Source organism: Alteromonas sp. HB246098, from assembly GCF_054890645.1.
The window spans coordinates 26,561-41,174 of record NZ_JBTZUG010000003.1 but is presented as its reverse complement, the minus strand read 5'-3'; the positions used below and the strand labels follow the sequence as shown (position 1 = coordinate 41,174).

The 14,614-nt window shown below is 44.9% G+C and carries 11 protein-coding genes; 7 read left to right on the top strand and 4 right to left on the bottom strand.

Going from position 1 to position 14,614, the window contains the following annotated elements:
* The first annotated feature begins 93 nt into the window (after window positions 1–93).
* The 4 genes from ACYTPF_RS08135 to ACYTPF_RS08120 all read left to right on the top strand — a co-directional run bounded on the left by ACYTPF_RS08135 (window position 94) and on the right by ACYTPF_RS08120 (window position 4,139).
* A complete protein-coding gene (locus ACYTPF_RS08135) occupies window positions 94–1,896 on the top strand; it encodes an acyl-CoA dehydrogenase (RefSeq protein WP_461851849.1) in 1,803 nt (600 codons plus the stop codon).
* 79 nt (window positions 1,897–1,975) lie between these two features.
* Window positions 1,976–2,743: an SDR family NAD(P)-dependent oxidoreductase gene (locus ACYTPF_RS08130; RefSeq protein WP_179983629.1), complete on the top strand. Its 768-nt coding sequence runs from the start codon at window positions 1,976–1,978 to the stop codon at window positions 2,741–2,743.
* Between the two features lie 150 nt (window positions 2,744–2,893).
* Entirely contained in the window at window positions 2,894–3,655 is a 762-nt protein-coding gene (locus tag ACYTPF_RS08125; protein ID WP_118494390.1) for an SDR family oxidoreductase, read from the top strand.
* A 25-nt stretch (window positions 3,656–3,680) separates the two neighbouring features.
* Window positions 3,681–4,139 carry a YaiI/YqxD family protein gene (locus ACYTPF_RS08120; protein WP_461851848.1) on the top strand — a complete coding sequence of 153 codons (459 nt, stop codon included), beginning with the start codon at window positions 3,681–3,683 and terminating at the stop codon, window positions 4,137–4,139.
* A gap of 42 nt (window positions 4,140–4,181) precedes the next feature.
* Here ACYTPF_RS08120 and ACYTPF_RS08115 read toward each other — a convergent pair whose 3' ends face one another.
* The 3 genes from ACYTPF_RS08115 to ACYTPF_RS08105 all read right to left on the bottom strand — a co-directional run bounded on the left by ACYTPF_RS08115 (window position 4,182) and on the right by ACYTPF_RS08105 (window position 8,765).
* Window positions 4,182–6,347 carry a S46 family peptidase gene (locus ACYTPF_RS08115; RefSeq protein WP_461851847.1) on the bottom strand — a complete coding sequence of 722 codons (2,166 nt, stop codon included), beginning with the start codon at window positions 6,345–6,347 and terminating at the stop codon, window positions 4,182–4,184.
* 297 nt (window positions 6,348–6,644) lie between these two features.
* Window positions 6,645–7,835, bottom strand: a complete 1,191-nt coding sequence (locus tag ACYTPF_RS08110; RefSeq protein ID WP_039222153.1) for an amino acid aminotransferase — start codon at window positions 7,833–7,835, stop codon at window positions 6,645–6,647.
* A 147-nt stretch (window positions 7,836–7,982) separates the two neighbouring features.
* Entirely contained in the window at window positions 7,983–8,765 is a 783-nt protein-coding gene (locus ACYTPF_RS08105; RefSeq protein ID WP_118494396.1) for an NRDE family protein, read from the bottom strand.
* Window positions 8,766–9,057: 292 nt separating this feature from the next.
* Between ACYTPF_RS08105 and ACYTPF_RS08100 the strand changes: the two genes are divergently transcribed.
* Together ACYTPF_RS08100 and ACYTPF_RS08095 are read left to right on the top strand one after the other, a co-directional pair.
* Entirely contained in the window at window positions 9,058–9,693 is a 636-nt protein-coding gene (locus tag ACYTPF_RS08100) for a 1-acyl-sn-glycerol-3-phosphate acyltransferase (RefSeq protein WP_269918938.1), read from the top strand.
* Window positions 9,694–9,789: 96 nt separating this feature from the next.
* Window positions 9,790–11,031: a cystathionine gamma-synthase family protein gene (locus ACYTPF_RS08095; protein WP_179983624.1), complete on the top strand. Its 1,242-nt coding sequence runs from the start codon at window positions 9,790–9,792 to the stop codon at window positions 11,029–11,031.
* A 107-nt stretch (window positions 11,032–11,138) separates the two neighbouring features.
* Here the strand turns inward: ACYTPF_RS08095 and ACYTPF_RS08090 are convergent, their stop codons facing one another.
* Entirely contained in the window at window positions 11,139–13,607 is a 2,469-nt protein-coding gene (locus ACYTPF_RS08090) for a CHRD domain-containing protein (RefSeq protein ID WP_461851846.1), read from the bottom strand.
* Window positions 13,608–13,846: 239 nt separating this feature from the next.
* Here ACYTPF_RS08090 and ACYTPF_RS08085 point away from each other — a divergent pair, with 239 nt between their 5' ends.
* Window positions 13,847–14,449, top strand: coding sequence for an FMN-dependent NADH-azoreductase (locus tag ACYTPF_RS08085; RefSeq protein WP_461851845.1), 603 nt, complete (start codon window positions 13,847–13,849; stop codon window positions 14,447–14,449).
* Window positions 14,450–14,614: the final 165 nt, after the last annotated feature.

Here is a 14,614-nt window from a genome sequence, read left to right as displayed (position 1 = left end):
GTATTAGCCATTATTGTGTCATAAATGACAATAATGGCACGATAACGAATATGACACAATGCGTTAACAAATATTCGTAGAGGACAGGACAACATGGCCGATCAACTTATTCCCCGCCGTGAAATGCAATTTCAGCTGTACGAGGTATTGAACACAGCAGTACTGTGCGAAAAGCCACGCTTTGAAGAACACAATGTTGAAACCTTTAACGCCGTTATAGATATGGCAGAAAAAATGGCAGAAGAGTTGTTTCTTCCTCATAACGCAGTAGCTGACAAAAACGAGCCTACGTTTGATGGCACTAAAGTGTCGATGATCGACGAAGTGAAAGTCGCTTTCGATACGTACAGGGAATCAGGCTTTATTGCGGGTCACTTCGATTTTGAAGATGGTGGTATGCAGCTACCCGTCACCGTAATGAATGCCTGTGCTGGATATTTTTTAGCGGCAAACCCGTCGTCTACTGCTTATCCATTTTTAACAGCGGCTGCCGCCAATGTAATCAAACACTTTGCCTCAGACGATATCAAAGACGCATTTTTACCAAAAATGCTGGCAGGCGATTTTACCGGAACGATGGCGCTTACCGAGCCTCATGCGGGTTCGGCTCTAGCTGATATACGCACTTCTGCGAAGCCTCAGGACGATGGTACGTACCGCATTAAAGGTAGCAAAATTTATATATCAGGTGGTGAGCATGAGCTTTCCGATAACATTGTTCATTTGGTATTAGCAAAAATTCCTGGCGGTCCTGCAGGTGTTAAAGGCATTTCATTATTTGCCGTACCTAAGTACCGACTAGATGCAGACGGCAACCCAGATGTACGCAACGATGTAACTCTTGCCGGCCTTATTCACAAAATGGGTTATCGAGGCACCACTTCAACGGCGCTAACGTTTGGTGAAAATGGCGATTGTCATGGCTACCTTATAGGTCAACCTCACCAAGGTTTGCGCTATATGTTCATGATGATGAACGAAGCACGAATTGGTGTAGGTTACGGTGCGGCAATGATTGGGTATCGCGGCTATCGATATTCATTGGAGTACGCAAAAGACCGTACACAAGGGCGCGCCGCACCAAACTTAGCACCTGAAGACGATCCAACGCCAATTATTAATCACGGTGATGTTCGCCGTATGCTGCTAGCGCAGAAAGCGTATTGTGAAGGCGGTATGTCCCTTTGCTTATACGGCAGCATGCTCATTGATGAAATGGAAACCGAAGCAGACAGTGAAAAACGTACCGAGCTTTCTCAACTTCTTGATCTCTTAACCCCTGTATTTAAGGCGTGGCCGTCAGAGTTTGGCCCTAAAGCTAATGACTTGGCGATTCAGATTCTAGGCGGCGCTGGCTACACCCGCGAATACCCGGTTGAACAGTGCTGGCGCGATAACCGCCTAAACCCAATTCATGAGGGGACTAACGGCATTCAGGCGTTAGACCTTTTAGGAAGAAAGCTGTGGCAGCACGACGGAAAAGGCCTTCAAGTGCTACTTTCTCGTGTCACGCGCGATATGAAGCGTGCAGAAACGCCTAGGGCGCAGGCGTTGGCGGCAAAACTTAAACCTTATTTGGACCAGCTTGGCGCACTTATACAACAAGCGGCAGCAGACCTACGCTCTGATAAACAGTCTGTGTTGCTAACCAACGCAAGCTGCTTCTTAAATATATTTTCAAGCTGTGTAGTGAGTTGGATTTGGCTGCGCCAAGCTAACGTTGCCGAGCAAGCGTTAAGTAATGGTGCAGACGATCAGGATGTTGACTTCTACGAAGGAAAACTTGCTGCAGCAGAATATTTCTTAAATTGGGAATTACCGCTAGTCAGTCGCGATATAGAAGTACTGACGTCACGAGAAGCATCTTGCAACGATGTAAAAGCAAGCTACTTCTAACTTTTTGATATTCCCATTTGCGCATTAGGACACTGCAAAGAAAACTACAGCGCACAAAATTTAAACTGGAGTACGGCTAATGAATGTAGCTGCAAATGTTGAAGGCAAACATATTCTTATCACTGGCGGTGGGTCAGGTATCGGTGCTGCATCGGCTCGCGTGTTAGCACAGCGTGGCGCAATAGTAGGAATTGCCGATTTAAATGAAGACAACGCGAATGCATTGGCTCAAGAAATCATTGCTGCTGGCGGCAAAGCCTATGCAGTGACAGTGGATGTTACCGAGCCTGCTCAGGTCAAAGCTATGTTTGAAACAGCGTTTTCTCATCTTGAAAAGATAGATGTGATCATCAATAACGCGGGCATCGATCATTTTCCTGCGCCACTTACCGAAGTCGACGACGCTATGTTTATGAAAAACATTCAAGTCAACTTAGCTGGCGTTTGGTACTGCATGAAAAACGCGCTGAAGCACATGACCACGACTGGTGGCGGTCACATAATCAATATAGCTTCCGTAGCAGGGTTACGTTCAGCGCCAATGATAAGTGCTTATAGTGCGTCAAAACACGGGGTAATAGGGCTAACTAAATCGGCGGCGGTGGAATACGCGCGAGCGAACATTCGTATTAATGCGGTATGTCCGAGTTTTGTTGATACGCCTATGGTTCAAGGCGTGTTATCTAAGCTAGATGAACGCGGTCAAAAAGGGTTAATTGCTGCCAACCCAATGAAACGCTTGGGTAAGCCTGAAGAAATTGCAAATGCTATTGCATGGCTGTGTAGTGATGAATCGTCATTTATGACGGGGCAGTCTGTGGTACTTGATGGCGGTATGTTGGCATAAGCGCCAAGTGTGATGAATATAAAACGATAAGCTTTTAGGGGAGCGTATTTTAGAGCCTTTAAAAGACTTATTACACGACAAATGCAGCTATCGTAGATAGGACACTGAGATACGTAGTTTGCGTAAAAACGGCAAGAGAAGGAATGTTTAATGAACAACCTATTTGATTTAACAGGAAAAGTGGCGCTGGTTACAGGTGCTAGTCGCGGTATCGGCGAATCTATTGCTCGGTTGCTCGCACAGTATGGCGCCCACGTTATTGTGTCAAGCCGCAAAATTGACGGCTGTGAAGCCGTAGCCTCTTCAATTCGCGACGCGGGGGGGAAGGCGACAGCGCTGGCGTGTCATGTGGGTGAAATGGAACAAATCACAGAAGCATTTAATGTGATTAAGCGCGATTTCGGCAAGCTGGACATTCTTGTAAACAACGCGGCAGCCAATCCCTACTTTGGACACATTTTAGATACTGACCTTGGTGCCTACAACAAAACGGTAGACGTAAATATTCGTGGTTATTTCTTCATGTCGATTGAAGCTGGCAAAATGATGAAAGAGCAGGGCGGTGGCGTCATACTCAATACCGCTTCTGTAAATGGCGTAACGCCAGGTGATATGCAGGGTATCTACTCTATTACTAAAGCGGCCGTTATCAGCATGACTAAGTCGTTCGCAAAAGAGTGCGGTAGCTTAAACATTCGCGTAAATGCATTACTGCCAGGTTTGACTGACACTAAATTTGCGTCAGCGTTAACAACCAACGAGCAAATCTTAAAACACGCGCTGAAAGTTATTCCGCTGGGCCGCGTGGCAGATCCAGATGAAATGGCGGGGACAGTATTGTACTTAGTATCCGACGCTTCAAGCTACACCACAGGCACGACAGTAGTAGTAGATGGTGGTATGCTAGCGTAATTAGTTTCAATTACGAGATACGACCATGCATATATGGGTTGACGCCGACGCGTGCCCTGCAGTGATCAAAGACATTCTTTTTAAGGCAGCCAGACGTACTAAGCTGCCTTTGTCTTTGGTGGCTAACCATTTTATGTCTGTCCCACCAGACAAACACATAACTTTAACGCAAGTGCCTTCTGGCTTTGATGCTGCTGATGATTACATTGTAGAGAAGTGTGAAGCGGGTGACTTAGTCATTACCAATGACATTCCACTTGCCGCAGATGTACTGGCAAAAAATGCCCTTGCATTAAACAACCGTGGTGAGGAATACGACAAGTCGTCTATCAAGCAGATACTGGGCATGCGAGATTTCATGGAAACCATGCGTTCAAGCGGCGAACACACAGGCGGGCCAAAGGCCTTCTCCCAGCGCGACAAACAAAACTTTGCCAACGCACTAGATCGCCTCCTCACCCAAGGCCTCCGCAACCTCAAATAAATTATGGGGTCAGAGTTAAGGCTCTGACCCCATTATTTGGCTTTATTTAACGATTGTCATCTCTTCGATGAGGTTTGTTGCACCATCAACGTATTCCATCACCCATAACATGTAGCGCGTGTCTACATGAATGGTACGGGTTGTTTTCGGGTCGAAATCCCAGTCTGAATTAACGCTTTCGAACGTACCGTCAAATAACAAACCAATTAGCTCTGCTTTTGCGTTAAGCGTTGCTGATCCTGAGTTACCGCCTGTAGAATCTAAGTCCGTTAGGAAGTTTACCGGTACGCTATTGATGTCTTCAAGTTTGTACGGACCGTATTGCTTGTCTTTAATAAGCTCAAGCTGCTTTTTCGGTGAATCAAACGGTGTTTCGCCGGTATCTTTTTCCGTAATGCCTTCAAGACGGGTAAAGGGTTCGTAGATAAGGCCATCTTTTGGAGAGCCGCCCATCACATTACCGTAAGTCACACGAAGCGTGCTGTTGGCATCTGGGTAAGCAAGGCTGCCTAAAGATTTTTGCCACTCGATAATCGCACTCATATATTTAGGGCGAAGTGCAGCAGCTTTACCGCTAAGCGTTTTGCTCTTATCTTCAATCGCCATTTCGGTATCAAATAGCGCAACGGCAAGTTTTATGAATGGATCATTGCTGTTTTCGAAATCAGCACGGCTTGCGGTTAACCATTTTAAGCGCTCCTCAGTGCTGGTAAGTGAAGTATTGTCATAAAACGCTTTTAACTTCTTCTGAAGCGTTTTTCCGTCAGTATCACCATCAATACCTACTGCTTTATCGAAAGCCGTAACTCGGTTTTCTTCAGGTTGCTCTAGGTACATGCTGATCATCTTTTGCCACACTGCTTGATCAACAACCGCATCAAAGCGGCGTTCTATACGTTCTGCGCTTTCTTTAAGGCGCATTTGATCGCGCTCTTGATACCCACGTTCGCGCTCTGCATCTGGCTTTTCTCTTTCAATTGCATTGCGATAAAGGGTTTGAGCAGAAGATAAAAGCTGTGCGCGACTTAGGTTGTTGTACCAGAAGTTTTGCTTGTTCATCTGCATTTGTTCAGCGCTAACCGCATCAAGAGCGGCCAATGATTGCTTCAGTTCACTCTTACCATTTTTATCTAGCCATGCTGCTAGTTGCTCTTCACGCTCGGCGCGGCGAGGAACAAGCCCGACACGCTTAGCACCAGAAAGCTGGCCTAAGGTATTTTTGTGAAAGTTATTCAGACCTGCAAGCGTTGCTTCATATTTAATGCGGGCATCGCTTCCTTCTTCAGACGAGCTTTCAATGGTCTTGATCCATTCGTCTACCAGTTCAAGGTAAGTAGGGTACAGCCAATCAAACATGTACGAAACTTGCGACAAACGGGCATAGCGGTTTGTAGAACCAGGGTAGCCCGCTGCCATAACAAAATCACCATCTTCAAGACCCGCAGCCGATACTTTCAGGAAATGATCAGGTTTATACGGCACGTTGTCTTCACTGTAATCAGCTGGTTTACCGTCTTTGCCAACATAAGCACGATAGAAAGAAAAATCACCGGTGTGACGAGGCCACATCCAGTTATCTACGTCACCGCCGTATTTCCCGATAGAGTCAGCAGGTGCATAGGCAATACGCACGTCACGGATTTCCATCTGCTTAATAAGCTTGTATTCAAGGCCTTGGAAAAATGAAGGTACAGAGCAGCGGAAGCCTGCTTCAGATTCACATTCTGCAATGAGAGCTTTGCGATTAGCTTCGATAAGATCGTAGCGCTCACGCCCTTGAACATCATCATCGATACCGCCAATAACTTTGTCGGTTACGTCAGAAAAATCCACAGTAACAAACATGCGAGTACCCGGTGCGGCGGGCAGTTCGTCACCAATTTCTTTTGCTAGAAAACCGTCTTTTAAGTAGTTATTTTCTGGGGTACTGTTGTATTGTACTGAACCGCGTGCGCAGTGGTGATTGGTTACTGCCAAGCCTTTGTCAGACACAAACGATGCTGAACACCCCCCAAGAGAAACAATAGCGCCCATTGGAAACGCGGTTAAGTCGTTAATACTACTTGCAGGAATTTCCAAACCGGTTTCTTTTAAATCGCCAGCAATTGAAGGGAGCTGTTCTGGCGTGAACATGCCTTCCTTAGCATCTACCTGCATAGCACTGCCTAGCAATGCGGCAGAAATACAAAATACACTTACTTTAGACATCAGTGATCCTTGTTCTTGTCGTTAATCTCATTGTTATACGTCAGTATTAATAAATACAAAGTTAACGTCTACGTCAACATTGTTATAGTGTAACGATAATATTCTATGCGCCCTATGAAAAAGTGTATAAAGCACGACGTAAATTTGTTAGGAAGTGTGACTAACTGCAATTGAAAGCATGTATGAATACGCTTGTCGCACGAAAAGAAAAGGTGAAAGGAAAAACGAATAACTTGAAAACAAAAAAGGCAGAGTATCAACTCTGCCTTTTGAAATTTTAAAACCGCTAATTTTCGCTTAAAGCACTGACACCAATGCTTTTGCTAGCGTTTCTACGTTTTCTTGGTTGATGCCCGCAATGTTTACGCGGCTAGAATCAACAAAGTAGACACTGTGCTTTTCACGTACTTCGCGCACTTGCTCAGGTGTAATACACAAGAAAGAGAACATACCTTTTTGGTCGTTCACGAAGCTAAAGTCTTTTGGTGAACCATTATCGTGAAGGTTTTGGACAAGCATGGCACGTAGAGACTTCATACGGTCGCGCATTTCGTTCACTTCAGATACCCACTCGTTATTAAGTGCTTCGTCAGCAAGAATGATGTCTACTAGTGCACCACCGTAGCTTGGCGGCATAGAGTAGATGCCACGTGCGATTGACTGAATTTGACCCTGCGCAATTTTACGGGTTGCTGAATCTTCAGTGATGATAGCTGCAAGGCCAACACGCTCACGATAAAGGCCGAAGTTTTTAGAGCAAGATGCCGCTACAATTACTTCTGGAAGATTTTCAACCAACAAACGCATGCCGTACGCATCTTCGTCTAAACCTTCACCGAAACCAAGGTAAGCCACATCGATGAAAGGCAAGAATTCACGCTCTTTCGCTACTTCTAGTACTTCATCCCATTGTGCATTAGTAAGGTCAGCACCTGTTGGGTTGTGACAGCACCCGTGAAGAAGAACGATGTCGCCTTTTTCAGTTTTGCGAAGGGTTTCCATCATAGCGTCGAAACGAATGCTCGCTGATGCTTTATCGAAGTACGGGTAGGTTTCAATTTTAAGGCCCGCAGAGCCGATAAGTGGAATATGGTTAGCCCATGTTGGGTCACTCACCCATACTTTGCCATTTTCATTACAACGCACTAGCAATTCTGAAAGAATACGCAGCGCGCCACAACCACCCGGAGCTTGAACCGCTGCAACGCGGTCAGCAAGAAGTACTGGGCTATTCTTACCTAAAAGCAAAGACAACATACCGTCGATAAAACCTTGGTTGCCCTGAGGCGTAATGTAGGTTTTGCTGGTTTCTTTGTCTAAAAGCACTTTTTGCGCTTTAGCGACACTTGAAAGAATAGGGGTATTACCTTGCTCATCTTTATAAACGCCAACACCTAAATCTATTTTATTTGGGTTGGTGTCTTCACGAAAAGCAGCTGACAGGCCAAGAATTGGATCTGGGGCGAGATGGGGTAATACTTCAAACACGATATGTCCTCACGTTACGTTGGTGTGCAATAATTAGCAGGCAGGCATTATGCCACCGATGGTAGAAAAAACGACCCCTAAAGGTTGAAAATATTTCAATTAACTTGCTTTATAAAGCGTAAACGAAAGTTTCATTTCAAAAATACCTTAAATTGAAAAAGAAAAGGCACGAGTTTCCACTGTTTTTCCTTTGTCTGAGAACCGACGTTCTTTCCAAGTGAGCATATTGTTTTTATCCACCAATAACAAAGTCGATGTACGCGTGCCGTATTTTTCGGTTTGAATAAAAATGGAAGATAACGCCTTTTCCCATTCATAACCTATACCCGTATCGGGTAGCAGGGCATCCTCTGCTTTGTTTTCGTGGCGCAAAATATTAAATAAATCGTCAGCATTGATTGTGCTTTGCTGCTGCACATAGTCATTTAACGCAGTAACCCCTTGAGTGACTTTTGGCCATGGAGTAGCAATATCAGCATTTGACAGCCCATACACACCGGTATCAATTGAGTGGGTCGAATTGTTTACGTTGTTGTAAACGCGAAGTGCAGTTACATCGCCAAATAGTAAGTTATATCCGTTGTACTGGTGACGAGTTTCTTCAAGGGTAGCTAAATATGCTGACTGTTCGGCATAATCTTTTTGGGCCGGGTTTTGTTTTAGCCAGTTAGCAACTAATTCGCCGCGGGATACAGCATTTTTATTGATGTTGTGTGGGTCTCTCACATTGGTAAGTGCTGCAATTTTTCCGTTACGCGTAACACCCATCCAAGTTCCATTAGCTTCTAAATCCTGCCCAGCAAGCAAGTGCGGGTGGCTTTCCCAAAATGTTGATGGTGCAGTTGGTCTTGCGTAAAACTCATCTCGATTTGCCGCAATTATAAGAGGGTAGTCATCTCGCATTTTGTTTGCGATAAATAAAATACACATTGCGTACTAGTGTCCTTTTCTTAACTTGTTCACACACATCGCTCAATCGCTTATGTTAACAATTGCGTTACATTTCCATTTTGATTACTCTTCGTCAATGTACGCGCAGTATGATGTGTTACGTAATAAAGGAATATGCGGGTAAAAAATAGAAAAAGAAAGCACTAAGGCCTATGAAGTATTTAAAGCAAACTGCCAATAGTGCCATGCCGTTGTAGCTCACCGGAATATAAAGCCCTAAAGCAAGCCTTAAATAAAACGCAATATAGAACAAAAGCAGAGCATAATAATAATGACAAAACCCTCGCACCCTAATAACCATTCTCAACCAGCCAGTAAAGTCATCGTAGGGAGCAGTATTCCTCGTAAGTGGCCAAATTGGCTGTCGTCGTTTGCCGCATGGGTACTCACAAAAAGAGGCTGGCAAGTAGAAGGCGAACTGATTAATCAGAAAAAAGCCATACTAGCGGTAGCACCGCATACATCAAACTGGGACTTTTTCATTGGCTTGTTCGTGGTTTTTTCATTCAAGCTGAATATTAACTTTTTTGGCAAACACACCATCTTCAAGCCACCACTAGGTGCCATTGTAAGGAGGTTAGGGGGCATTCCCATTGAAAGAAGCAAAGCCCACGGCGTGGTCACCTCCATTGCAAATAAAATTAAAGACGCGGATCAGCTTATTCTTGCATTAGCGCCTGAAGGTACACGTAGCCCCATTTATCCATGGAAAACAGGGTTTATGCACATCGCACAGCAAGCCGAAATTCCTATTCAAGTCATAGGGCTGGACTACGCTAGAAAAAGAATTGTATTGGGGCCAATTATTCAGAAAGTGACTAATATAGATGAACAAATGCAAACTATTTATACGTTTTATGATAATGTTTGCGCAAAATATCCTAAAAACTGCATTATAAAGCCATAACCATTTTTGTAAGTGGTTTGTACGCATCTGTTTAACATAGACTAATAGGGTGCGTATTTGGCTAGGTCGCAAACATCTATTTTCGGAGCTTCACCCGTGACAAAATTGGGATTCACAACCCGTCAGGTACATTCTGATCGCATGCTAAACACCCCGGAACATGGTGGTGTTCACAGCAGCACATCTAATTCGGTTCTTTTTGAGTTTAAAGATGCGCAAGGCATCATAGATGCGTTTCAAGGCAAGCGCGCCGCTCACGTCTACTCTCGTTCTTCTTCGCCTTCGGTGGCTGCATTACAAAATATGCTAAACGACTTAGAGGCCGGTGTAGGCGCGTTATGTTACTCAACCGGTATGGCGGCCATAAGCAGTTCTTTATTTGCCTTGTTAAAGGCGGGCGATCATTTAATTGTAAGCCAATACCTTTTCGGCAACACAAGAAGCTTTTTCGAAACGATTAAAGATTTCGGAGTGCAGGTTACCTACACTGACGTGACCGATATTCAACAAGTTAAAGAAGCGTATCAGCCAAACACAAAAGGTGTCTACACGGAAACCGTCGCCAACCCTGTAACTCAGGTTGCTGATCTTCATGCCATTGGTCAATTCTGTGAAGAGAAGCACATGCTGTTTATGGTTGATAACACCATGACACCGCCGCCAGTTTTCTACGCAAAAGACGTTAAGGCATCACTGGTGTTTTGCTCTTTAACCAAATACATCGCAGGTCACGGCAATGTATTAGGTGGAGCAGTGGTTGACACAGGCAACTTCGACTGGACAAAGTTTGACAACCTCAAGCCTGCTTATCAGGTTGCAGATATTGCGCAATGGGGCATCACTCAAATTAAAAAGAAAGGTCTTCGCGACCTAGGTGCTACATTGGCACCACAGTCAGCTACGGCTATTGCATTGGGCATGGAAACCCTTGATTTGCGTTTAGCACGAAGCCAGCACAATGCTATGCAGCTAGCAACGTTTTTAGACAATCATCCAAAAGTATCTAAAGTGTTTTATCCAGGTCTTGCCGATCATCCTCAGCATTTCATGGCACGGGAATACCTAAACGGTGGCTACGGAGCAATTTTAAGCTTTGATCTAATTGATGGTGCTGATCCGGTTGCGTTTTTAAACGAGATGGAGCTGGTAATCTGTGCCACCCATTTAGGCGATAATCGCACCCTTGCACTACCTGTGGCACCTACTATTTATTTCGAGAACACGGCAGAAGAACGTGAGCTTATGGGGATTTCCGATACCATGCTACGTATTTCGGTAGGTATTGAAGACACTCAGGATCTGATCGCGGATTTCGAAGCAGCGCTAAACACGATTTAGACAATGTTTTGCTAGGGTAAAGTACAGAAAAAGGGGCTTTCGCCCCTTTTTTATTTTGTTCTAATTGCGTTCAATATGATGAAAGCAATATGTTTGACTGAAATCTGTTAGTCAAAACCTAGCGTGATTTGACCGCGAATTTCACCACTCGGGAATGCGTCTGAATGGAAGTTTGTGTAAAGACCTCCGTCAGCCATCACGCCCATTTGTTCAGCCGTTAGCGTTGTATTAGCAGGCACCGTCCACATTCCATCTGAACCGTCAGTAAGCCCTAGTAATACACCACCATTAACACCCGCTGCACCTTCGTGAATGTGCGCCATATTGGCTGTCATACCAATTATAGTTACGCTACCGGATAATGCGCCTGTGGATGTGTTGAGCGTAAATGCGCCCGCACCGCTTGCTGTTGTTGTTACTGCAGGCACTTCTTGTAAGCCATCGGCAACGATGCCGTATACTTCAATGTTGTCAGGCGTGATCTGACCGCGAATTTCACCACCAGTGAATGCCGCTGTATGTACGTTTACATAGTGACCACCTGATAGTAATAGCGTAGCTGTGGCTTCATCTAGCATTACACTTCCGTCGGTCATCCAAACACCAGCTGTATCTTCGCTTTCCACAAGCCCTACAAGAACGTCTCCATTTACACCAGCGAAGCCTGTGTGAATGTGTGCCATGGTTGCATTTTCGATAGTGGTTACCGCCACAAGATAAACATTATTGTTGGTCGTGTCGAAAAGAGCATAGCCAGAGCCCATTGCCATAGTATCTACCGCTGGTACTTCTTGACTGCCACTAAGCGAGAATGTTAATACCGCTGTTGTGTCAGGCACGATTTGGCCACGTACTTCACCACTCGGATTGGCTGTGGTGTGCACGTTTAGATACCATTCGCCGTTAGTCAGTGCGTCTAAGTTGCTAGGTGAAATATTAGTTTCAGCGAGAACATAAGTACCATTACCAGCATCAGTCAGTGGGAAAGCAACTGGGCCGTTCATACCAATGCCGCCATCATGCACGTGCACACCAGTAACGTCAGTTAGGCCTGAAACATCAACGCTTACACTAAATGCAGGTAAATCTTCGTCAATTTCAACCACTGCCGTTGCAGTAGACATAGTATCAACAGCAGGCACTTCTTGAGATCCGCTTAAATTCACGTTGTAAGTCATGTCAGCGTTAAAAGCAGGTGGAGGTGGCGCAAGTCCATCAAGCAGTGCTAATTGAGGTAGGTCGCCGTCCATTGCTCCATCTAGTGCGATAGCGGTGTAAATTTCACCATTCTCAAGCGTCAAAACGCCTGTTTCGATGGCCGCTGTTTTAGTGCCTGTTGGTGTAACCGTCACCACGTAGTCACCTTCCGCTAAGCTAACGTAACCTGTTTCAACTAGCTCACCAGTTTCATAGGCAATGTCGGCAAATGCCGGGTCAACCGCATCAATTTCGCCATCTACGGTTACGTAGATATCGACGTTACCTGCTGAAGGTGAAGCATGTACAATACGCACTTTAGCTTCTGTCGCTACTGAGCGAGGCATATCAACAAGTACATCAAGTTCTGGTGCAGCTAAAACGTTATTTGCTATAGCGGTATAAGACATACCTACTTCTAGTGTCAACTCAGCATCGTCAATTGCCACAACACTGTTGTCGCTATCTGCTACCACGTCAATAAGGTAGTCACCTGCTGCAACAGACAAGTAGTCTGTCGTACGAGGGAACTGTATTCCGTCTACCAGCACAATCTCGTTATTTGCTAAAACATCTACCGCTGGTGCGTCGCTGATACCGTGCACTACGCGAATTTCGGCACCTGCTTCTGCATCCCATATCTTGAAGCTGCTGTCACCGTCTGCAGCTAAGAGCGTAACAGGTGAATCTCCGGTACCCACGTTATTAGTTGCGGCAATAAGCAAATCAGCACCGTCAGCTAAGTTAACCGTCCCCGAGTCGTATACAACCGTTGTTTCACCTGCCGGTGTAATGCGAATTTGATAATCGCCCGCAGGTACTTGAATCAAATCTGTCGAATCAGTAAATTCAGCGGTGACTAGTGGTTGTTCCGCAGTGATGTCGGTATCTGGCGCAGTAACGTAAATGTCGACCGTTGGTGCCATAGATGCTGCGTGTACAATCTGCACTTGTGCATTACCGGCTTCAACGGTGGTTTCCATGCTGGTTACCGTTAATAACGCTAGCGTTTCATCGCTTACATTCCCCACGGCAAAAATATCGTAGTTCATATCTGCTTCTAGCGTTACGTCGGCCTGGAGCACTTCAGCATTTTCACCTGGCAGTATACCGGTAACGCCAATGTCGTAGGTACCTGTTTCTACTTCAAAGCGAGATGAAGCAACTTGGTAGTCAACATTCTCTAATCCGTTAAGGATCGCATCATTAGCGGTAACATTAACCATAGGGGCGTCAGATGCGGCATGCACGACGCGCACATTTGAATATTCGATAACGGGGGCGGGGACTTCAACAACGTCATCGTCGTCATCGTCAGAGCAGCCGATTAAAAATAGTGGTAAGATTGAGCATGCAAGGAGCGTTTTGGTCCTTCTCATTTTTTGTATCCTCTTTATTGTGTTGTGGCAAACTCGATTACGCGAGGCAAATAAGAGAAGATCATCCTCCTTGCAACATTAACGTAATGTAATGTTTTCAAATAATTTACAAAGTTTTCGTTTTGCCTACTTTCGTTCTGAAAATTAGAATGGTTACCTCATATTTTTGAGATTTTCATCCAACCTTAATCCGCTAACATAGTTGTGTATTAACCAAACAACGAACATTGGAGTGCGGCATGAAAACAGTTTTAGCTATATTTTCCAGCCTTAGTGGCGAACAAGGCAATTCTTCAAAAATAGCAAACGAATATCTTTCAAAAATTGAAAGTGATGGCTCAGTACATATTAACCGCGTGGATGTAGCCTCACTGGCGCTACCTCACTTAACGGGCGTAGAGATGCAAGCGTGGATGACTGATGCAGCAGAGCGAGATGAGTCTCAACAAGCACTAGCGAAGATCTCGGACGATATTGTTGAAGCAGTAAAAGCGGCTGATGAAATTGTATTGGCAGTGCCAATGTACAACTTTGGTATTCCATCTAGTTTGAAAGCCTACTTCGATCGCATTGCACGAGCGGGCATAACGTTTAAATATACCGAGACTGGCCCTGTTGGTTTGCTGGAAAATAAATCAGCTACGGTTTTTGCTGCTCGCGGTGGAGTTTATGCTGGGTCGGACTTCGATACACAAACGCCATACTTAAAACACTTTTTAAATTTCATAGGTATTCGCGATATACAATTCGTTTATGCTGAAGGACTTAACATGGGTGAAGAGCAAGCAAACAAGGCTTTTGCCGATGCAAGTGAAAAAATTATTGAACTAACTAACGACTAAACACACTAAATTAATGCAGTTAGCTAAAACGTAGGAAGTATGTTTTCAGCTAAAAGTGTGTTCCAAGTTGAGTGTGCTTGTTTGCCCCGCGTATTACGCGGGGCTTTTTTATGACCAAAACTTTTTGCGAATATTCTTTTTGATTAAACGAAAATGAACAAGCGA

Excerpts from the sequence above, each read along its gene's own strand:
- ACYTPF_RS08135 (WP_461851849.1), top strand. The coding sequence starts at position 94 with ATGGCCGATCAACTTATTCCCCGCCGTGAAATGCAATTTCAGCTGTAC.
- ACYTPF_RS08130 (WP_179983629.1), top strand. The coding sequence starts at position 1,976 with ATGAATGTAGCTGCAAATGTTGAAGGCAAACATATTCTTATCACTGGC.
- ACYTPF_RS08125 (WP_118494390.1), top strand. The coding sequence starts at position 2,894 with ATGAACAACCTATTTGATTTAACAGGAAAAGTGGCGCTGGTTACAGGT.
- ACYTPF_RS08120 (WP_461851848.1), top strand. The coding sequence starts at position 3,681 with ATGCATATATGGGTTGACGCCGACGCGTGCCCTGCAGTGATCAAAGAC.
- ACYTPF_RS08115 (WP_461851847.1), bottom strand. The coding sequence starts at position 6,347 with ATGTCTAAAGTAAGTGTATTTTGTATTTCTGCCGCATTGCTAGGCAGT.
- ACYTPF_RS08105 (WP_118494396.1), bottom strand. The coding sequence starts at position 8,765 with ATGTGTATTTTATTTATCGCAAACAAAATGCGAGATGACTACCCTCTT.
- ACYTPF_RS08100 (WP_269918938.1), top strand. The coding sequence starts at position 9,058 with ATGACAAAACCCTCGCACCCTAATAACCATTCTCAACCAGCCAGTAAA.
- ACYTPF_RS08090 (WP_461851846.1), bottom strand. The coding sequence starts at position 13,607 with ATGAGAAGGACCAAAACGCTCCTTGCATGCTCAATCTTACCACTATTT.
- ACYTPF_RS08085 (WP_461851845.1), top strand. The coding sequence starts at position 13,847 with ATGAAAACAGTTTTAGCTATATTTTCCAGCCTTAGTGGCGAACAAGGC.